This is a genomic window from Luteococcus japonicus (assembly GCF_003752415.1).
In the GTDB taxonomy this organism is placed as follows: domain Bacteria; phylum Actinomycetota; class Actinomycetes; order Propionibacteriales; family Propionibacteriaceae; genus Luteococcus; species Luteococcus japonicus.
Genome location: NZ_RKHG01000001.1, coordinates 1,363,390 through 1,383,842 on the forward strand (window position 1 = coordinate 1,363,390; position 20,453 = coordinate 1,383,842).

The 20,453-nt window shown below is 68.3% G+C and carries 16 protein-coding genes and 2 pseudogenes; 6 read left to right on the plus strand and 12 right to left on the minus strand.

All coding sequences use genetic code 11. The features are described from left to right. Positions 1-143: 143 nt before the first annotated feature. Positions 144-2,708 carry an aminopeptidase N gene (gene pepN / locus EDD41_RS06655; protein ID WP_123575359.1) on the minus strand — a complete coding sequence of 855 codons (2,565 nt, stop codon included), beginning with the start codon at positions 2,706-2,708 and terminating at the stop codon, positions 144-146. An 80-nt stretch (positions 2,709-2,788) separates the two neighbouring features. Here pepN and EDD41_RS06660 point away from each other — a divergent pair, with 80 nt between their 5' ends. The 3 genes from EDD41_RS06660 (at position 2,789) to EDD41_RS06670 (ending at position 6,656) form a co-directional block, all read left to right on the plus strand. After that, the gene (locus EDD41_RS06660) at positions 2,789-3,730 is read left to right on the plus strand and encodes an N-acetylglucosamine kinase (RefSeq protein WP_123575360.1); all 942 of its coding nucleotides are present in this window, start codon (positions 2,789-2,791) and stop codon (positions 3,728-3,730) included. Positions 3,731-3,784: 54 nt separating this feature from the next. Beyond that, complete coding sequence (locus tag EDD41_RS06665) at positions 3,785-4,450, plus strand: LuxR C-terminal-related transcriptional regulator (protein ID WP_094765715.1); 666 nt, start codon at positions 3,785-3,787, stop codon at positions 4,448-4,450. Between the two features lie 145 nt (positions 4,451-4,595). Next, positions 4,596-6,656 carry a PhoX family protein gene (locus tag EDD41_RS06670; protein ID WP_123575361.1) on the plus strand — a complete coding sequence of 687 codons (2,061 nt, stop codon included), beginning with the start codon at positions 4,596-4,598 and terminating at the stop codon, positions 6,654-6,656. A 247-nt stretch (positions 6,657-6,903) separates the two neighbouring features. Here EDD41_RS06670 and purQ read toward each other — a convergent pair whose 3' ends face one another. Together purQ and purS are read right to left on the minus strand one after the other, a co-directional pair. After that, complete coding sequence (gene purQ, locus EDD41_RS06675; protein WP_094765717.1) at positions 6,904-7,581, minus strand: phosphoribosylformylglycinamidine synthase subunit PurQ; 678 nt, start codon at positions 7,579-7,581, stop codon at positions 6,904-6,906. Further along, positions 7,581-7,844 (minus strand): annotated as a pseudogene (gene purS, locus EDD41_RS06680) (phosphoribosylformylglycinamidine synthase subunit PurS); the annotation flags it as partial. The pseudogene purS and the gene purQ, both read right to left, overlap by 1 nt. Before the next feature lie 158 nt (positions 7,845-8,002). Here purS and EDD41_RS06685 point away from each other — a divergent pair. Further along, positions 8,003-8,896, plus strand: a complete 894-nt coding sequence (locus tag EDD41_RS06685; RefSeq protein ID WP_123575362.1) for a DMT family transporter — start codon at positions 8,003-8,005, stop codon at positions 8,894-8,896. Positions 8,897-9,048: 152 nt separating this feature from the next. Here EDD41_RS06685 and EDD41_RS06690 read toward each other — a convergent pair. Both EDD41_RS06690 and EDD41_RS06695 read right to left on the minus strand, forming a co-directional pair. After that, positions 9,049-9,927: pseudogene (locus EDD41_RS06690) on the minus strand (phosphoribosylaminoimidazolesuccinocarboxamide synthase); the annotation flags it as partial. Between the two features lie 34 nt (positions 9,928-9,961). Beyond that, positions 9,962-10,843 (minus strand): helix-turn-helix domain-containing protein, encoded by an 882-nt coding sequence (locus EDD41_RS06695; RefSeq protein WP_123575363.1) that lies wholly within the window; start codon positions 10,841-10,843, stop codon positions 9,962-9,964. Positions 10,844-11,206: 363 nt separating this feature from the next. Between EDD41_RS06695 and EDD41_RS06700 the strand changes: the two genes are divergently transcribed. Beyond that, positions 11,207-13,006: an alpha-amylase family glycosyl hydrolase gene (locus EDD41_RS06700; protein WP_123575364.1), complete on the plus strand. Its 1,800-nt coding sequence runs from the start codon at positions 11,207-11,209 to the stop codon at positions 13,004-13,006. Positions 13,007-13,009: 3 nt separating this feature from the next. Then, on the plus strand, positions 13,010-14,212 hold the full coding sequence (locus EDD41_RS06705; protein ID WP_123575365.1) for a pyridoxal phosphate-dependent aminotransferase: 1,203 nt from the start codon (positions 13,010-13,012) through the stop codon (positions 14,210-14,212). A gap of 3 nt (positions 14,213-14,215) precedes the next feature. Here the strand turns inward: EDD41_RS06705 and EDD41_RS06710 are convergent, their stop codons facing one another. The 7 genes from EDD41_RS06710 to EDD41_RS06740 all read right to left on the minus strand — a co-directional run bounded on the left by EDD41_RS06710 (position 14,216) and on the right by EDD41_RS06740 (position 20,444). After that, complete coding sequence (locus tag EDD41_RS06710; RefSeq protein WP_123575366.1) at positions 14,216-14,545, minus strand: hypothetical protein; 330 nt, start codon at positions 14,543-14,545, stop codon at positions 14,216-14,218. A gap of 15 nt (positions 14,546-14,560) precedes the next feature. Continuing rightward, a complete protein-coding gene (locus EDD41_RS06715; RefSeq protein WP_123575367.1) occupies positions 14,561-15,427 on the minus strand; it encodes a carbohydrate kinase family protein in 867 nt (288 codons plus the stop codon). A gap of 114 nt (positions 15,428-15,541) precedes the next feature. Continuing rightward, a complete protein-coding gene (purB, locus tag EDD41_RS06720; protein WP_123575368.1) occupies positions 15,542-16,978 on the minus strand; it encodes an adenylosuccinate lyase in 1,437 nt (478 codons plus the stop codon). Further along, the gene (gene purD / locus EDD41_RS06725) at positions 16,979-18,253 is read right to left on the minus strand and encodes a phosphoribosylamine--glycine ligase (RefSeq protein ID WP_123576902.1); all 1,275 of its coding nucleotides are present in this window, start codon (positions 18,251-18,253) and stop codon (positions 16,979-16,981) included. Positions 18,254-18,330: 77 nt separating this feature from the next. Next, positions 18,331-18,879, minus strand: a complete 549-nt coding sequence (locus EDD41_RS06730) for a YceI family protein (protein WP_094765726.1) — start codon at positions 18,877-18,879, stop codon at positions 18,331-18,333. A 211-nt stretch (positions 18,880-19,090) separates the two neighbouring features. Beyond that, entirely contained in the window at positions 19,091-19,801 is a 711-nt protein-coding gene (locus EDD41_RS06735; RefSeq protein ID WP_245995556.1) for a DedA family protein, read from the minus strand. A gap of 115 nt (positions 19,802-19,916) precedes the next feature. Further along, a complete protein-coding gene (locus tag EDD41_RS06740; protein WP_281273099.1) occupies positions 19,917-20,444 on the minus strand; it encodes a MarR family winged helix-turn-helix transcriptional regulator in 528 nt (175 codons plus the stop codon). Between the last annotated feature and the right edge of the window lie 9 nt (positions 20,445-20,453).

Below are 20,453 nucleotides of genomic sequence, written 5' to 3' on the forward strand. Positions count from 1 at the left end.
GCGGTCAGGAGACCTTCATTGGTTCCTGACCGCACTGTAGAACACCGTGGTCTGACCGCGAGTGGCGACCCCTCGACAAGATCGAGGAGCGACAGGACGGGCCCGGGGAACGGACTCCGCCGTCGCCCGAGCCCGTCGAGGCCTCAGGAGTTGAAGGCGAGGACCCGCTGGATGCGCGCCGCGTCGTCGGCGCCCTCCACCACCATGCGGCGCAGGGCCGCCGGGGCGTCATCCGTCTGGTCCAACCACCGCTGTGCGCCCTCACGTCCGTCGGCGGTCTTCGGGAAGAGCCCCCCGACCAGGCGCTGGGCGATCTCGATCGAGTGCTGCTGCCAGACCTCTGTCAGCCACTCGAAGTAGCCGCCGGCCGCCGGTGCGGCCAGCTCCTCCTGCCCGGGCGTGCCGAAGCCGGACACCAGGGCATCCACGTGGTCATTGCTCAGCGCATCGGGCGTGTGCAGGTCCTGCCAGACCTGCGCCTTCACCTCGGCGGAGGGCCGGGAGGCCAGGGCCTCCAGCCGGGCGGTGACACCGTCGGCGGAGGGATCGCGACGCAATTCCTCGTCGAGCTCCGCCATCCCCCAGATCTGTTGCGCGGTGAGGGCACGGGCGAACATCCAGCGCAGCTCCGGGCCCAGCTCCAGCCCGTCGAGCACCAGGCTGCCGTCGAGCAGCGTGGTGATCCGCGGGGAGAGGATGTCCACCCGCAGCCCCAGCCGCGCGATGCTGCGGGCCAGCACCACCTGCGCGTCGGAACCGGGGCGGGCGGCGACGAGTTCCTGCCAGATCCTCTCGGCGACGGGCCCGGCCGCCTCCTCGCGAGCTTCCGGGGGCAGGTAGAGGTTGAGGCAGCTGTCCACCCGCGCGAGCACGTCGGTGAGGGTGGCCGCATCGGTCTCGGCCAAGGCATGGTCCATGGCGATGGCGAGGTAGTCACGGGCGGGGAGCACGGCGTCGCGGGTCATGTTCCACAGGGCAGCCCAGACCAGGGCGCGGGCCAGGGCATCGTCGACGCCGGACAGGTGGGCACGCACCGTCTCCAGCGAAGCCGGATCCAGCACGACCTTGGCGTAGGTGAGGTCCTCGTCATTGACCAGCACCAGGTCAGGTGCCGACAGCCCGACGGCCTGCGGCAGATCGGTGGACGGGCCGCCGGCCAGGTCCACCTCCAGCCGGTCCGTGCGGCGCAGCATGCCGTCGACGACGCGGTAGAGGCCGACGGCCAGGGTGTGTGGGCGTCCCACGACCGTACCGTCGCGGGCATCCAGCGACTCCTGGCGGATCGCCAGCCGGGTGATCCGCCCGTCGGCGGTCTCGATGACCGGGGTGAGGGTGTCCGGCCCCGCGGTCTGCAACCAGCAGGCCGCCCACTCGTCGAGGTCCCGGCCGGAGGCCTCCTGCAGCGAGGCCAGCAGGTCCGCAAGCGTCGCCGAGGAGAAGGCATGCTGCTGGAAGTAGGCGCGGGCACCGGCGAAGAAGGCGTCGACGCCGACGTGGGCCACCAGCTGCTTGAGCACCGCGGCGCCCTTGGCATAGGTGATGCCGTCGAAGTTCTGCTTGGCGGCCTCCACATCAGCGATGTCCGCGACGATCGGGTGCGTGGTGGGCAGCTGGTCCTGCGCATAGGCCCAGGCCTTGCGACGCCCGGCGAAGGCCACCCAGGCGTCGGTGAACTCGGTGGCCTGGACGCTGACGTGGGCACCCATGAACTCGGCGAAGGACTCCTTGAGCCACAGGTCGTCCCACCACTGCGGGGTGACCAGGTCACCGAACCACATGTGCGCCATCTCGTGCAGGATCGTGTTCGCGCGTCCCTGGTACTGGGCACGGGTGGCGGCGGAGCGGTGGATGTAGGCCTCGGTGAAGGTGACCAGGCCGGGGTTCTCCATGGCGCCCAGGTTGTACTCGGGCACGAAGACCTGGTCGTACTTGCCCCACGGATAGGGGAAGCCGAAGGCGCGGTGGTAGAAGTCCATCCCCTGCCGCGTGACCTCGAAGATCTTCTCGGCGTCGAAGTGCGGCGCCAGGCTCTGCCGGCACAGGGCACCAAGGGGCACCTCCAGGCCGTCGTCGGAAGTCCACGAGGAGGTCTGTTCATGCCAGGGCCCGGCGATGATGCAGGTCAGGTAGGTGGACAACGGCGGCGTGGGGCCGAAGGCGTGGCGTACCCCGTCGAACTGGTCATCGTCGCCCTTGATGGGGCCGCCCGCCACACGGGGCTGGTTGGAGCGAACCTGCCACCCCTCAGGCGCCAGCACGGTGATGTGGTGGACGGCCTTGAGGTCCGGCTGCTCGAAATTGGGGAAGACGCGACGCGCATCCGCCGGTTCGTACTGCGTGTACAGGTAGGTCTGCTGGTCCACCGGGTCCAGGAAGCGGTGCAGACCCTGTCCGGAGCGGCTGTAGCGACCCGCGGCGCTCACCTCGACGACATTGCGGCCGGGGGTCAGCTGGACAGGGAAGCGGGCCCCGTCGTAGTCCACCGCCTGAACCTCACCGTTGACCACCACCCGGTGCACGATGGCGTCGAGGAAGTCCAGCGTCGTGGAGTCCAGAGAGGTGTCCAGCACGATGACGCAGTGCACGCCGAAGGTGTCGTGGGACTGGTCGGTGGCCCTCCTCACGTCGATGGTGCTGTGGTAGCTCTCGACGGTGATCCCGGTGCTGCGGACGCGGGCCTCGGCCCGGCTGATGTTTCCTGTACTCACACCTGCCAGCCAAACACCGCCCGTCGGCGGTGGCAAGCCCCCCACGCCGCAGCGCCTCAACCCTGCCCTAGGCTGTCGCCATGACAACGCTGTCCGTCCCGCAGACCGCACCCGTACTGGCCCTCGATGCTGGGCAGACCGGTATCCGGGCGGAGCTGCGCGCGGGCGGGGCCGTCGTGGCCAGCCAGGAGTTCGACGGGGTGCTGACCGACCGGCCGGTGATCCCCCAGCTGGCGCGGGCCGCCGTCGAGGCGCTGTCCGGCGTCGAGCCCGGTGATCGTCCCAGCGTGCTCGCCGTGGGCAGTTCGGGGCTCACCGACGACATGCGCGCCGAGGAACTACTGCAGCTGACCCGCGAGGCCGGGATCGGTCACGTGCGCCTGGCGCACGACTCCATCACCAGCTATCTGGGGGCCTTGGGCAATGTCACCGGTGTCGTCACGGCGGCGGGAACCGGCGTCGTGACCCTGGCCGTGGGGACCCGCGACGTGGCCCGCGTCGACGGCTGGGGTCACCTGCTCGGTGACGCCGGGTCGGGCTTCTGGATCGGGCGCGCCGCCCTGGATGCTGTGATGCGCGCCCATGACGGACGTGGCCCGCAGACCGCCCTGACCCCCTTGGCCCTGGAGGAGTTCCCGGACCTGGAGGCGGCCTACATGGTCCTGCAGGCCGACGAGCACAAGGTGAGCCGGATCGCCTCCTGGGGGCGCACCGTTGCCGAACTGGCCAAGACGGACGAGGTCTGCCGCGAGATCAGCGCTCGGGCCGGCCGGGAGCTGGCCTGTTCCGCACTGGCCGGGCTCTCCCGGGTGGGCGAGGACCAGCGGCCGGACCCCGCGCTCAGCACCGTCGGGAAGGTCTTCTCCTCCCCCTGGATTGCCGACGCCTTCCGGGAGGCCGTGCTGGCGCGCCACTCACAGGCACGGATCGTCCCGGCTCACGGCACGGCCCTGGATGGCGCCGCACTGCTCCCGACGGTTGCTCCCGAGGACGCCCTGGCCACCCACATCCGCACCGCCTGAGCCGCGCCACGCCCCGAATGCACCACCCGCCTCCGGGCAGGGCAGACTTGAGGGGTGAACCCCGTGATCCGAGTCGCCCTGATCAACGACCACCCCATCGTCGTCGAGGGTCTGCGCACCCTGCTGCAGCCCTTCCCGCAGGTGGACATCGTGGAGCTCGACACCTTCCTCGACGTGAGGCAGCCGGTGGACCTGGCGCTGCTCGACACCCACGCCCAGGCCGCTCCGCTGCACGAGGCGGTCGCCGAGAGACTGGCCGAGGCAAGCATCTCCCGGCTCGCGGTCTTCACCTGGACCGTCACCGAACAGGCCGTCCAGGACGCCCTCGGCGCCGGGGCGCATGGCGTGCTGTCCAAGCAACTTGCGGGCGACGAGCTGGCCCGCGCGCTGGTGCGGATCGGGCAGGGCGAGGTCGTCGTCGCCCGGAATCCCCAGGAGCAGCAGGCCGCCGAGGACCTGGCCGCCACCCAGGCTGGCCGTGGCCGCGACTGGCCCGGGCGGGACCAGGGGCTGACCATGCGCGAGTCGGAGATGATCGCCCTGATCTGCCAGGGACTCACCAATGAGCAGATCGCCGCCCGTCTCTACCTGAGCCCCAATTCGGTGAAGTCCTACATCCGCTCCGCCTATCACAAGGCGGGCGTCAGCTCTCGCTCGCGGGCGGTGCTGTGGGGCATCGACCACGGCCTGCGTCCGGTGGCGAGCCGACGCACCGCCTGAGACCTCCCCGCGCGGGGACCCTCTGCTTCGTTCACCTTTCGTTCAACGCCATGTCCCGGCACGTCCACCCACGGCTGTTTGGCTGGCCACTGCGTCCCCACAGGCGGCTGCCAGACCAGGCAGCCGGAGCGAAAGGTACAACCCCATGGACTCCAAGCGTCTCCTCCCGATGGCAGACCACGTGCGCGGCAAGCGTTCGGCGGTCACCTGCCAGCTCAAGTGTGACAACCAGTGCCTTGGCGAGGTGTGCAACACCACCTCCAACGGCTATTTCCGTGACATCGCCTCGTCCGCTGTCTCCCGCCGCGCCGTGCTGGGTGGATCGGCCGGTGCCGTCGCCCTGTTCGGCGCCTCCCGCTTCGATGCCCCGGCCGCGGCCGCCCCGCTGTCCGAGCAGGCCCTGGCCGAGGGCCGCCGCGGCGCCCGTCGCAGCCCGCTGAACTTCGAGGCCATCCGCCCCGTCGACTTCAAGGTCGACGAGTTCAACGTTCCCGAGGGCTACAGCTGGAAGCCGATCATCCGCTGGGGCGACCCGCTCTTCGCCGATTCCCCCGCCTTCGATCCGAAGAAGCAGACCGCTGCCGCGGCTCGCAAGCAGTTCGGCTACGACAACGACTACACCGAGATCATCGACATCCCCGGTTCCGAGGGCCGTCGCGCGGTGATGTTCGTCAACCACGAGTACACCAACGAGAACATCATGTTCCCGCCCACCATGCCCATCGAGGACCAGCGTGAGATCGGCATGATCAACCACGGCCTGACCGTCGTGGAGCTGGAGCGCAAGAACACCGCCAGCCCCTTCAGCTACGTCAAGGGCGCCCGCCTGAACCGTCGCATCGTCATCGACGACGCCTACCGGATGACCGGCCCGGCCGCCGGCTCGGAGCTGCTCAAGACCAAGGCCGACCCGTCGGGCACCAAGGTGCTGGGTACCCTGGGCAACTGCTCCGGCGGCCTGACCCCGTGGGGCACCCTGCTGTCCGGGGAGGAGAACTTCCACTCCTACTTCCGCGCCGAGGGCACCTCCCCCGAGGAGAAGCGCTACGGCCTCACCGACAAGGCCACCGTCCGCGGCTGGGAGAAGAGCGACCCCCGCTTCGACACCCGCAACAAGGGCTTCGAGAACGAGACCAACCGCTTCGGCTGGATCGTCGAGGTCGACCCCTTCGACCCGAAGTCCACCCCCCGCAAGCACACCGCCCTGGGCCGTTTCAAGCACGAGGGCGCCAATGTCATCGTCGCCGAGAACGGCCACGTGGTTGCCTACTCCGGTGACGACGAGAAGTTCGACTACCTGTACAAGTTCGTCAGCAAGCGCAAGTACCGCAAGAACGACCGTCGCCACAACATGCGCCTGCTGGAGGAGGGTGACCTGTACGTCGCCAAGTTCAGCGGCAACTCGCCCGCCAGCGAGATCGACGGCAAGGGCACTCTGCCCAGCGATGGTGCCTTCGACGGCACCGGTCGTTGGCTGCCGCTGACCAAGGACGGCAAGTCCATGGTCGAGGGCATGAGCCTGGAGGAGGTGCTGGTCCACACCCGCATCGCCGCCGACAGGCTGGGCGCCACCAAGATGGACCGTTGCGAGGACGTCCAGCCCTCGCTGCACAGCCGCCGCGTCTACGTCGCCTGCACCAACAACTCCGACCGCGCCAAGCCAGGCAAGGCCGGCGTAGACGAGCCGAACCCCCGCGCCGAGAACCGCGATGGCCACATCGTGGAGATCGACGAGCTGGGCGAGCAGACCTCGTTGCGCTTCGCCTGGAACCTGATGCTGGTCTGCGGCGATCCTGCCACCGACGAGAACACCTACTTCGCCGGCTACCCGCGCGAGCACGTCTCGCCGATCAGCTGCCCGGACAACCTGGCCTTTGACTCGGTGGGCAATCTGTGGATCTCCACCGACGGCGCCCCCGACGGCATCGGCTACAACGACGGCCTGTTCAAGGTCACGCTGACCGGCCGTGACCGGGGCCGCGTCGAGCAGTTCCTCTCGGTGCCCCGCGACGCCGAGACCTGCGGGCCGATCGTCCGTGATCAGGAGAAGACGGTCTTCGTCGCCGTGCAGCACCCGGGCGAGGAGGGCACCTGGGAGGAGCCGAACAGCTACTTCCCCGACTACGACAACACCCTGCCCCGCCCCACGGTGGTGCAGGTCTACAAGAAGGCCCCGGCCAAGGGCCGCGGCCGCGGCCGCAAGTGATGTGTTGAGCGCCTGACGGGGCGCCCGGACCCCATGTGGGTCCGGACGTCCTGCGGTTCCCCACCCGCCGAGCCGCGCTCGGGTTCTGGTGATCCGCTCGGGTTCTGGTGATCCGCTCGGGTTGCAACACACGCGGACCGCACAAACCCGAGCGCCTGTCCGTCGGCGAGCGGAGGGCCCGGGACACGACGACGGCACCGCACCCGCGATGGGTACGGTGCCGTGCCGGCTGCTGTCAGGGGGCGTCTCAGACGCGGGCCTCGAGGAACTTCAGCACCGAGCTGAAGAACTTGCGGCCATCCAGGCTGGGGCCGGTCAGCTCCTCCATGTTGTGCTCCGGGTGGGGCATCAAACCGACGACATTGCCACGCTCATTGGTGATGCCGGCGATGTCATGGCTGGAGCCATTGGGATTGCCGTCGATGTAGCGGAAGACCACCTGGTTGTTGTCCTCCAGCATCTTCAGCGTCTCCGGGCTGGCCTGGTAGTTGCCCTCGCCGTTCTTGAGGACGATGGTGATCTCCTCACCGGCCTCGAAGTCGCAGGTCCAGGTGGTGTCCTTGGTCTCAACCCGCAGCCGCTGGTCCTTGCAGACGAAGTGGCGCTGCTCATTGCGGATCATGGCACCGGGCAGCAGGTGGCTCTCGCACAGCACCTGGAAGCCATTGCAGATGCCCAGCGTCGGCATGCCCTGGTTGGCGGCCTCGACCACGGAGGACATCACCGGGGAGAAACGGGCGATGGCGCCGCAGCGCAGGTAGTCGCCGTAGCTGAACCCACCGGGCAGGACGACGGCGTCGACCCCCTCCAGGGAGTCCGACGCGTGCCACAGCGGCACGGGGGTTGCCCCGGCGAGCTCCACGGCGCGGATGGCGTCGTGGTCGTCGAGCGACCCGGGAAAGGTCACCACACCGATCTTGACCATCAGTTGGCACCCTCGACGCGCACGTCGAACTGCTCGATCACGGTGTTCGCGAGCAGCTTCTCCGCCGCATCCCGCACCTGGTCGAGACGGTCATCTGTGAGTTCACCGTCGACCTCGATCTCGAAACGCTTGCCCTGGCGCACGGTGAAACCGGCATATCCAAGGCGGTTGAGTGCTCCGGTCACAGCCTTGCCCTGGGGGTCAAGGATCTCGGGCTTGGGCATCACATCGACGACTACACGGGCCATGCTCGTGATCCTATCGAACCTCGGGTACCCACGACCCCACCCCACCGGTAGCGAGCCTGTCACGATCGAGCGGGTTCAGGTCTCCAGCGCATCTTGAACGTGCCAAGGACCCAGAATCGCTCGATCGGGAAGATGGGACCGGCGACCCAACCGGTCTCGCCTATCGTCGTGCCGTGACCAGCCCCTCAACGACGCACTCCGGACACCGCCACGGAGCCCTGCTCGCCCTTGCCGGCGCCTGTCTGTGGGGCACCACGGGCACCTCGCAGGCCCTGCTCACCGGACAGCACAGCCCGGTGGCCGTGGGAGGCCTGCGCACCCTGGTGGCCGCCGTCCTGCTGACCGGCATCGCCCTGGCCGGCGGAGCTCGGGGCTGGGTGGTGCCGCTGCGACACGGGAGCTGGCGGTGGATCCTTCCTGCCGGCCTGTCCGTGGCCTGTTACCAGATGACCTTCTTCGCGGCCGTCGCCCGGACCGGGGTGGCCGTGGGAACCCTGGTCATGCTGGCCACGACGCCGCTGGTCGCGGGGCTGCTGGGCTGGCGGCTCGAGGGACGGCGCCCGTCCCGCCTGTGGGCGACGGCGACCCTGACCAGCCTGGCGGGTGCCTCGCTCCTGGTCCTGGGATCCGGCAGCTCCGCACCGCTCGACGTGCTGGGTCTCCTGCTCGCCGTGGCTGCCGGCATCAGCTTCGGCAGCTACTCCGTGGCGGGCCGACGTGCAGCCAGTGAGGGGGACGAACCGCTGGTGCTGAGCAGCTGGATCTTCCTGGTGGCAGCCCTTGTCCTGGCGGTGCCCCTGCTGCGGCAGGACCTCACCTTCGTCACCCAACCACGCAACCTCGTGGTGCTGGGCTGGCTCGGGGTGGCCGCCACGGCGGGCGCCTACCTGCTCTACCAGACCGGCATGCGCAGCATCGACGCCGCCACCGCCGCAACCCTGGCGCTGGCCGAACCCATGGTGGCCAACCTGCTGGCCGTGCTGGTGCTGGGAGAGCCCTTCACCGCCCTGATGGGGCTCGGGGTGGCGCTGGTGCTGGCCGGGTTGGGCCTGCTGAGCCGTGCCTAGACCCGTCGGGACGACGTGCACAGTCCACTGTGCACGCGCAAGGGGCAGGCCGGGGCGGGGTGCAGCACCAGACATCCCGCTCCAGATCCCGGGCGCAACAGGCACACCAGGCGCACCCGTCAGGAAAGCACTCAGGGAAGGACGAGTGGGGTGCCGGTGAGGCGCTCGAAGGCCTCCAGGTAGCGCATCCGGGTGGCCTCGACGATGTCGGCGGGCAGCGAGGGCGGCGGATTGTCGTTGCTGCGGTCCCACCCGGACTCGCGGGTCAGCCAGTTGCGGACGTACTGCTTGTCGAAGCTGTCCAGACTGCCGCCCGGCACCCAGGTGGACGCGTCCCAGAAGCGCGAGGAGTCGGGGGTGAGCACCTCGTCGGCCAGCACGATGGTGCCGTCGGCGCGCCGACCGAACTCGAACTTGGTGTCGGCCAGGACCATGCCGCGCTCGCGGGCGATCTCCTCCGCACGGGCGTAGACCGCCAGCGTCAGGTCACGGATCTGCTCGCCCAGTTCGATGCCGGTGGTCTGGCACATGGTCTCGAAGTCGACATTCTCGTCGTGCTCGCCCATCGGCGCCTTGGTGGCGGGGGTGAAGATCGGCTCGGGCAGCCGGGATCCGTCCTGCAGCCCTTCGGGCAGCGCAATGCCACACACGGTGCCGCTGGCCTGGTACTCCGCCCAGCCGGAGCCGGTCAGGTAGCCACGGGCGACACACTCGACAGGGATCATGTCCAACTTCTCGCAGACCAGGGCACGCCCCTGCACCAGCTCGGCCCGGGCCTCCCCGATCTCCGCGACGGGACGGGGGCTGATCACGTGGTTGTCCACCAGCTGACGCAGCTGGTCGAACCACCACAGGGACAGCTGGGTGAGCACGATGCCCTTGTCCGGAATGCCGGGGGTGAGCACGAAGTCGTAGGCCGAGATGTTGTCCGTGGCCACCATCAGCATTCGGTCATCTGCTTCCAGCGCGTAGAGTTCGCGCACCTTGCCGGCGTGGATCAGGGGCAGCTGCAGGTTGTTGTACTGGCTCACGGCCTCCACCCTATGACCTGCGTGGCGGGTCCCATCACCACTCCCACTGGACGACGCACAGCGAGGGCGGCACGTCCAGTTTGATCAGCTGCGCGAGCCCCTCGGAGACGGGCAGCTCGACGGCGGCCGGATGGGAGACGGTCAGCTCGTCCTCGGGGCTGGCGGTGTAGCCCACCACCCGCTTGGGCACGGCACCGCGGGAGAACTGCACCTCCATCACGACCTCCCCGGTGTGGGGTACCGCCAGGGCCATCATCTGCGTGGGTTCCGTCGTGGGGGCCAGAGTGGTCATGTACTCGAACATGATGTATTCGCCCTGGCGCAGGGACCGGGGCAGGAGCATCTGGGTGACGGCCAGTTCCTTCTGCGGAATGACGATGCGCTGGCCCACATGGCAGTTGGACAAGCCATGGACCTCTTCACCTCCGTCGGGATCCCCGTCATCGTCCTGGACCACCAGGGGGAAGTCCTTGGCGCCGCCGACGACGCACTGCGCCACCTTGCGGATCACCTCGGAGCTCTGCGTCCGGTCTGGTGCGACCATGGCGGTCACATGGGTGCTGACGGTGCGCAAATGGTCCCGTGAGAGCCCGGCCTGAAGGAGGGCCTCCTCGACGGTTTTCGGGATGGGCAGCGGGCCGGGGCCGTTGCCACTGCGCCGGCGTTTGGCGCTCATGGGCGCGGTGGAGACCAGCGTGCCGGGTTCGAGCTCGAGCACTTCCTCGAGCGCCGCCAGTGTCCTTCCGGAGTGTGCCCGCACCGGTTGCGAGCGACCGTTCTGCCAATAACTCAGGGTGGCCACCGAGACCTTGACGTCGAGCTCTTCCAGGCGGTGCCGGATCCGCTCCAGGGTCAGGCCGCGAGACTTGATGGCGTCATTGAGCACGGACGCGAAGTCCGACCCGCTCGCCGTCATTGCGTCTCTCCCTCGTCACGTGTGCATTCCTGGATCCATCGCCACCCCTGAGGCATGGTGTCCTTCACGCCGTACCGTCCGGGCAGAGCGACCGATTCGGGCACGGCGTGCCGCGGTCGAGCGTCCTCGGGATGTCCAGCGAGGCTCCGCTCGGGTGACAGGACACGGTCCAGTGGGGTTAACCCCACGAATATGACACATGACCGGCCCCGCCCCAGAACCGATGTGACCGAGATCCCAGATTAAGAATTAACTGTTCTGGCTCTTCGCGCAAACACGCACGGATGAGGACCGGTTCCACCTCCCGGTAGTCTGGCCGCGCCTGTGGATCCGCAGGTGCCTGGCACGGAAGGTTGGATTTTCATGACTCAAGAGCCTCACCTGGATGGAATGGGCGCGCTCCCCTACGACGGCGGCGTCGCATTCCGCGTGTGGGCACCACACGCCAGTTCTGTCTCGGTCTTCGGCACGTTCAACGAGTGGCGCAATGACGCCAACCCGCTGGAGGCCGAGGGCAATGGCTACTGGTACGGGGTGGTTTCGGGCGCCAAGACCGGCGACGAATACAAGTACCACCTCGTCAACAGCGAGAACCCGGACAATGTGGTCGAGCTGGACAGGGTGGACCCGTACGCCAACAAGGTCACCAACTCCGTCGGCAATGGCATCGTCTACAACCACGACGACTTCGACTGGCAGGGCGATTCCTTCGCCTGTCCCCCGCACAACGAGCTGGTGATCTATGAGGTGCACACCGGGTCCTTCAACACCAGCCCGGACAGGATCGGCACCTTCGAATCCGTGCTCGCGAAGCTCGACCACTTCAAGAAGCTGGGCGTCAACGCCATCCAGCTGATGCCGGTGATGGAATTCGCCGGCGACCGCTCCTGGGGCTACAACCCCGCCCACCTGTTCGCCGTCGAGGGCATCTACGGCGGCCCGGACGCCCTGAAGAACTTCATCCGCGAGTGCCACAGGAATGGCTTCGCCGTGATCATCGACGTCGTCTACAACCACTTCGGCCCCAGCGACCTGGACCTGTGGCAGTTCGACGGCTGGAGCGAGAACGGCAAGGGCGGCATCTACTTCTACAACGACTGGCGCACGCAGACCCCATGGGGGGACACCCGCCCCGACTACGGCCGCCCCGAGGTTCGCCGCTTCATCCGCGACAACGCGATGATGTGGCTGGAGGACTACCACGCCGACGGCCTGCGCTGGGACATGACCGCCTACATCCGCTCCAAGGATGCCTTCAGCAATGATCTCCCCGAGGGCTTCGAGCTGATGGGTGAGGTCAACCGCGAGGTGCGCAACCAGTTCCCCGGCAAGATCATGATCGCCGAGGACATGCACGGCCACGCCAACATGGTCGGCGAGGGATACGAGCAGGCAGCCTTCCACGCGCAGTGGGATGCCGAGTTCGTCCACCCGCTGCGGGCCTTCATCCGCGCCTTCTACGACAACGACCGCGCCCTGTCCCCGGTCAAGGCAGCCATTGAGCACAACTACGACGGTGAGGCCTTCCGTCGTGTCATCTTCACCGAGAGCCACGACGAGGTCGCCAACGGCAAGCAGCGTGCCGTCAATGACGTGAACCCGGTGGACCAGCAGGGGTGGTATGCCACCAAGCGGGCCACGCTCGGCACGATGATCGCGCTCACCAGCCCCGGCATTCCGATGGTCTTCCAAGGCCAGGAGTTCCTGCAGGGTGGCTACTTCACCGACGAGGTTCCGCTGGACTGGAATCTCAACGAGATCCACCAGGGAATCGTGCAGATGCACGCGGACCTGATGCAGCTGCGTCGCAACTGGGCCGACGACACCGAGGGCCTGCGCGGACCCGGCCTGAATGTCTTCCACTGCAATGAGGACGCCAAGGTGATGGCCTGGCATCGTTGGCGCGAGCACGGCACCAATGACGACGTGGTGGTGGTCATCAACGCGACCGACGACGTGCGCGGCGACTACCGGATCGGCCTGCCCGCCGGGGGCCACTGGGAGTTGAAGTTCAACTCCGACTCGAAGGCCTACGCCCCCCACTTCGGCTCCGCCGACGCCTACGACGTGGGTGCAGAGAACCAAGGAATCGACGGGATGCCGTACTCCGGCGTGGTGAACCTGGCCCCCTACTCGATGCTCGTCTACAGCTGGAAGGGCTGAACGATGACTCGCGGGCACCTGGGCGGGCCCTCGTGGCGCGGCCAGGTGCCCGGCTTCGAGGTGATGGAGGTCGTCGCACGCGTGGCCCAGCTGCGCGCCGAGGGTCATGACGTGGTGAGCCTGTGCGTAGGGGAGCCACTCGCCGGCGCGCCGGCCCCGGTGCGTCAAGCCATGGCGCGTGCGATGGACGGGGCGGACCTCGGCTATTCGGCCTCGCTGGGGATGATGCCGCTGCGGGAGAAGCTCGCCGAGCACTACGGGGCACGGTATGGCCTGGCCGTCGATGCCTCGCGGGTGGCCATCACCACGGGGAGTTCCGGTGCCTTCCTGCTGGCCTTCCTGTCCTGTTTCGACGCGGGAGACCGGGTGGCGCTGGCCCGGCCCGGTTATCCGGCCTATGCGAACATCCTGCGCAGTCTTGATCTTCAGGTCGTCGAGCTGGACGTGACGGTCCCCGACGAGACGGGCCGAGTGACCTACCAGCTCACCACCCAGATGCTGGATGCCGTGCAGGAGCAGGCGCCGCTGGCCGGTCTGGTAGTGGCCTCCCCCGCCAATCCCACCGGCACCATGCTCACCGCCGACGAGATGGAGTCCTTGGCCGCCTGGTGCCGGGAGCACGGCGTCCGGCTGGTCAGCGACGAGATCTACCACGGGATCACCGCGGACGGCACCATGGGCGAGTGCGCCTGGCGGCACGATACCTCCGCGCTGGTGGTCAGTTCCTTCAGCAAGTACTGGGGCATGACCGGGTGGCGGCTGGGCTGGTTGCTGATGCCCGAGGACCTGCAGACCAGCATCGACGCGCTGAGCAGCAACCTGGCCCTGTGTGCCCCGGTTCCCGCCCAGCTGGCCGCGCTGGAGGCCTTCGGTGACGACGTCCACTCGTGGGCCAGAGCCGCCGTCAGGCAGTACGACGTCGCCCGCGACGTCGTGCAGCGCACCGCACATGATCTTGGGTGGGAACTCGCCCCAGCGGACGGTGCCTTCTACGTCTACGCGGACATCTCGTCCTCGCTGCGCCCCAGCGAGGACTCCCGCGCCTGGTGCACGAGCCTGTTGGAGGAGGCCCGCGTCGCCATCACACCTGGCTGGGACTTCGACCGGGTGCACGGTGGGAGCACGGTGCGGCTCAGCCTGGCCGTCGGCCCCGAGCAGGTGGCCGAGGCGATGACGCGCCTGCGGAGCTGGCTGGCCGGGCGCTGACGCCTATCTCACCCAGTGCCATGTGGGGATCGACGCATCTGTCATCTTCTGGAGCTCCGCCTGGGGCATGGATTGCTCCCCGGTGAAGACCACCACATAGGACTTGCCCTCATGCAGGGCGACCAGGGCCGTCTCGCGGACCATGAGGGTTTCCGTGTCCAGCATGCTCGTGAGCCTGACAGCGGGTTCTTGGTCGAGTTTCGCATCACCGAGTTGATTCACATCGCGCTCATCCTCATGGCAGATCCAGATGATGTCGGGCTTTCTGTCCGCGCCCTTGACCCACGTCTTCGGAAGATCGAAGACCCATGCCGTCTTCATGATGATCAGCATGGAGAGGGCAGGGCGTCAGCGCAGATGGTTCAACCAGCTTCGCGCACCGGCGTGCTGCACCCGGATGCCGACCACCCGGCAGGCCTCGGCCACCGAACGTCCAAGATCACCACCGTCGAGCAGCAGGCTCGCCACCAGGGCCCCGTGGAAGGCATCGCCGGCCCCGAGGGTGTCGACCGCCCCGACCTGCGGCGGCAGGACCCTCCCCCGCTCGGTGGGGCTCGCCCACAGCACCGCACCCGCACCGTCGGTCATGACCGCGGCCGTGGCCCCCTCGTCGAGCACATGCTGCACCGCAGAACCAAGATCAACTCCGAGCCCTGCGGCATAGTCCGCGGAGCCGGCCACGACGTCCAGCCAGCTGAGCCAGCTCTCCGCGGCGGGCTTCACGCTTCCCGCATCCAGCACCGTCAGGCAGTCCGAATCCGCCAGCTGTCCCAGTGCCATGCCAGCTGCCACCGGATGATGGCCATCCACCAGCAGGGCATCCGCCCGGGACAGCGCGGTGCGCGCCGCAGGATTGAGCTGGACTCGGGAACGCAGGGCGCTGGTGGAGAAGACGGTCCGCGTGCCGTCCGACTGCACCACACAGGTGCTCACCGGAAGGCGCCAGCCGGCATCGGCAAGATCAACAATGCTGACGCCGTGCTCCTCCAGATCCGCGCGGGCGGTCCTGGCGGCGACGGATGACCCCAGGGCCGTGATCAGCGTGGTCCGCCCGAGCAGGGCGGCGGCGGTGATGGCGGCATTGGCCGCGGGTCCACCCGCTGCCATCTCCGTGGACTCCACGACGGACTTCACGCCCCAGGGCGGCCTGGCGTCGACACGCTGCACCACGTCGAGAGCGGTCAGGCCGAGGAAGACTGCGTGTGGGCTGGTCATCGTTGACTCCTCGTTTTGACCACAGATTCCCACGCCGGCCCCGGCTTGTCGAGAGGCCCTCGACAAGCTCGGGCACCGGGACCACAAGCTCGGGCGCCGGAGTTGGCGTGTCGGTCAGAGGACGGAGCCCGGGCGGTAGGCGGCGGCCTCGGAGTTGGCCTGCACGAGCTCCGCGACGCGGGCGGCGATCCGGCTGACCTGGTTGCCCGCATCGCCGGTGAGCTCCAGCGGCTGGCTGACCAGGGCCTGCAGCTCGTCACGCGTCAGGCCCAGCACCGGCTCCTTGGCCAGCCGGTCGAAGAGGTCATTGGTGCGCAGGCCCTGCTCACGCATCTCCAGGGCCACGGCGACGGCATTGGTCTTGATCGCCTCGTGGGCATCCTCACGGCCGACGCCCTTGCGGACCGCGGCCATCAGCACCTTCGTCGTGGTGAGGAAGGGAAGGTAGCGCTCCAGCTCGGCCTCGATCATGGCCGGGAAGGCACCGAAGTCGGTGAGGATGGTCAGGAAGGTCTCGAACATGCCGTCGAGCGCGAAGAAGGCGTCGGGCAGGGCGATGCGGCGCACCACTGAGCAGGACACGTCGCCCTCATTCCACTGCACACCGGACAGGCCCTCGGTCATGGCGACGTACCCGCGCAGGATCACGTTGAAGCCGTTGACCCGCTCGCAGGAGCGGGCATTCATCTTGTGCGGCATGGCGGAGCTGCCCACCTGGCCGGGCTTGAAGCCCTCGGTGACCAGCTCGTTGCCCGCCATCAGGCGCAGCGTGGTGCACAGGCTCGAGGGGCCGGCGGAGGTCTGGTACAGCGCGCTGACGGCGTCGAAGTCCAGGCTGCGCGGGTAGACCTGCCCCACCGAGTCCAGCACGGAGGCGAAACCAAGGCTCTGGGTGACGCGCTTCTCGAGCTCGGCTAGCTTGTCGGCGTCGCCATCCAGCAGGTCCAGCATGTCCTGCGCGGTGCCCATCGGGCCCTTGATGCCGCGGCCCGGGTAGCGCTTGACCAGCTCGTCGACCCGGTGGAAGGCGATCAGCATCTCGTCGGCTGCCGACGCGAAACGCTTGCCCAGCGTGGTGACCTGGGCCGCAACATTGTGACTACGGCCGGTGACGGGCTGGGCCGTGTACTGCACGGCCAGGTCCGCGGTCATCGCGAGTGCGGCGACGATCCGGCCGCGCACCAGCTGCAACGAGGCCAACACCTGGTGCTGCTCGATGTTCTCGGTGAGGTCGCGGCTGGTCATGCCCTTGTGGATGTGCTCGAAGCCGGCGAGGTCGTTGAACTCCTCGATCCGCGCCTTCACGTCGTGCTTGGTGACGCGCTCCCGGGCATCGATGGAGGCAAGATCAACTTCGTCGACGTGCGCCCGGTAGGCGTCGATGACGGCCTGCGGGTCATCGCCACCGAAGTCAACACCAAGATCACGCTGGGCCTCCAGGACGCTGATCCACAGGCGGCGTTCCAGCGTGATCTTGTTCTCGGGGCTCCAGATCTCCCGCATCGCCTGCGAGGCGTAGCGGTTGGCCAGGACATTGGGGACGACGCTCATTCAGTGCTCCACGGTGGTGTAGGTGATCTTGTTGGCTGCGGCCTTGGCGGCAATGTCGGCGCGATTGAAGCCCGAGGCGAAGTCGGTGGCCACCACCTGCGCATAGGCGGCCTCGCGAGCGGTGGTGAGGTCCGATCCGGTGCCCACGACGCCCAGCACGCGGCCGCCGCTGGCCACCAGGTTGCCCTCGGCATCCAGTGAGGTGCCGGCGTGGATGGTGTGTGCGACGTCGGTGTCCGGAGCCAGCACGATCCGGCCGCCCTGGGCCGGGGTGCCGGGGTAGCCGTCGGCGGCCATCACGACGACGACGGCGGCACCACTGCCCCACTGGAGTTCGGGGGTCTCGGCCAGTGAGCCCGTGGCGGCGGCATGCAGCAACTGCCCCAGCGGGGTGTCCAGCCGGGCGAGCAGGGCCTGGGTCTCCGGATCACCGAAACGGGCATTGAACTCCACGACGCGGATGCCCTTGCTGGTCATGGCCAGGCCCGCGTAGAGCAGGCCGGCGAAGGGGGTGCCCCGGCGCTTCATCTCGGCCAGGGTGGGCTTGATCACCAGCTCGTCGACTGTCTCGACGATGTCGGCGGGTGCCCACGGAAGCGGCGTGTAGGCACCCATGCCACCGGTATTGGGGCCGGCATCGTCGTCTCCGACGCGCTTGAAGTCCTGGGCCGGCTGCATCGGGCGGCTGGTGTCGCCGTCACAGATGGCGAACAGGCTCACCTCGGGTCCGTCGAGGAATTCCTCGATCACCACCTGACCGCAGGCCAGGCCGTGTTCCAGGGCCTCGGCACGGTCCGAGGTGACCACGACGCCCTTGCCGGCGGCCAACCCGTCGTTCTTGACCACATGGGGGGCGCCGAACTCGTCCAGCGCGGCCTCGATCTGTTCCCGCGTGCTGCACACGCGGGCAGCGGCGGTGGGAACGCCCGCATCGGCCATCACCTGCTTGGCGAAGGCCTTCGACCCCTCCAGCTGCGCGGCCTGCTTGCTGGGCCCGAAGCAGGCGATCCCGGCGTCGCGCACCGCGTCGGCAACCCCTGCCACCAGGGGCGCCTCGGGGCCCACGACCACCAGGTTGGCGCCCAGTTCGGTGGCCAATGCGGCGACGGCGGCACCGTCGTTCTGGTCGACGGGGTGGTTGGTGGCGAAGGCCGTGGTGCCGGGGTTCCCGGGGGCAACGTGCACGGCGTTGACGGCGGGATCCTTGCTGATGGCCAAGGCAAGCGCGTGCTCGCGGCCGCCGGATCCGACGACGAGGACGGTGAGTGGTTCGATCACGGGCCGAGCCTACCGGTGCGGGGACGCACGAGGGTCCCGCACCGACGAGCGGTACGGGCCCCAGGGGCGGAGGATCAGGCCTGCTTGATGGCGGAGATCTCGAACTCCAGCTTGATCTTCTCGCCGATCAGCACGCCGCCGGTCTCCAGCGCGGCGTTGAAGGTCAGGCCGAAGTCGGAACGGTTGACGTCGACGGAGCCCTCGAAGCCGATGCGCTCGTTGCCGAAGGGATCGGTGGCGGCACCGGTGAACTCGAAGGGGATGGTCACCTGCTTGGTGACGTCCTTGATGGTCAGGTCACCGGTGATCTCGACGGTCTCGGAGCCGGTGGCGGCCACCTTGGTGCTGGCGAAGGTGATGGTGGGGTAGGTCTCCAGGGCGAAGAAGTCACCGGTCTTCAGGTGGCCGTCGCGGTCCGCATTGCGGGTGTCGATGGAGGCAACCTGGATGGTGACGGTCACGTCGCTGGCGGCGGGGTTCTGGCCGTCGACGTGGGCGATGCCCTCGAAGTCGGTGAAGCTGCCGCGCACCTTGGTGATCATGGCGTGACGGGCGACGAAGCCCAGGGTGGAGTGGGTGGGATCGATGGCGTAGGTGCCGGCGAGATCGGTCATGGCGGTCATGGTGTTCTCCTTCATGTGGCTGGCCGGCTGGCCCGGTCAGGATGTCTGGGAACAACACTACCCCCTTTTGATTGAAAAGTCAACTACTACCCTGGCCTCGAGCCCACGAAGCTTGATCTGTGGCCACTCAGCTTGGGCAGGAGATCAAGCCGGGTACTCCAAGATCAGCTTCGTGGGATTGAGGGCAGGGCCAGCCCAGCCCCCCGGGACCTCAGTGGGCGTCGATGAGCTCCGGCTCAGAGCCGGCGGCTCGGGCGCCCTGATGATCCTCGCGCTGGGCGCGCCGAGCCCGGAGGCGACGGGCGACGAACCATCCTGCGGCGGCCAGCAGCAGCACCATCACCACGTCCTGCACACTGGCAACCCACGCCTCGACGCGCGTCCAATGGGCCCCCAGCTGGTGACCGGCCAGGATCAGCAGCGCATTCCAGGCGAGGCTGCCGAGGGCCGAGTAGAGGGTGAAGGAAAACGGAGCCATCCGGTGCAACCCGGCCGGGATGGAGATCAGCGAGCGCACCCCGGGGATCATCCGCCCGAAGAAGACGGCCTTGCCCCCATGCCGGTCGAACCAGCCCATCGCCACGTCGATGTCGTGCGGGGCGGTGAGTGGCAGCCGGCCCGCGATGGCCTTCAGACGCTCAACCCCCAGCGCCTGGCCCACCCAGTACAGGAGCCACGCGCCCGCCACGGATCCCGCGGTCGTCCAGGCGATGGCCTCCACCAGCCCGAAGTGACCATTGGCCGCGGCGAATCCGGCCAGCGGCAGGACCACCTCGCTGGGAATCGGCGGGAAGACATTCTCCAGGAAGACCGCCAGCGCGGCACCGGGGGCGCCAATCACCACCATCAGGTGCTCGAGCCAGGCCATCAGGCGTCCGAGGATCCCGGTCTGGAGCAGGGGCAGGTGGGCACTGAGCAGCATGGCAATCCGTTCGTGGTGAATTGTCGTGAAGTCCAAGCCTAGAAAACACACCCAAGAGGCCGCTGTGAATGCGCCACCCCGTCTCCGAAGTGACGAATCCGGGTGCCGCTGCGTCTCAGTCGGGCTGGGTGACCAGGAGCCGACGAAGCGCCACCGCCAGACGCTCACGCTGCGCCTCGTCGATCCCGGCCAGCAGCTCCTCCTCCGCCGCCAGCAGCGCCTCCAGCGCGGCGTCGACGGCCTGCTTGCCGCTGCCGGTGAGCACCACCCGCACCGAGCGTCCATCGTGCGGATCCGCGCGACGCTCCACGAAGCCTCGCGCCACCAGGCGGTCGACGCGGTTGGTCATGGTGCCCGACGTGACGTGGGTCTGCTTCAACAGCGCGCCGGGGCTCATCGTGTACGGGGCCCCTTCCTTGCGCAGAGCCGCCAGCACGTCAAACTCCCAGCCTTCCAGACCGACCTCGACGTGAGCGGCACGACGAGCGTGGTCGAGGTGCTGGGCCAGCCGCAGGATGCGGGACCAGATGTGCATCGGGGCCACGGGCAGGTCCGGGCGCTCCCGTTGCCAGGCGCCCACCAGGTCATCCACCTCGTCGGGCACGAAGGAGGATGAGGGCTCGGAGCCGGGCTGATGGGTCATGTGCACATG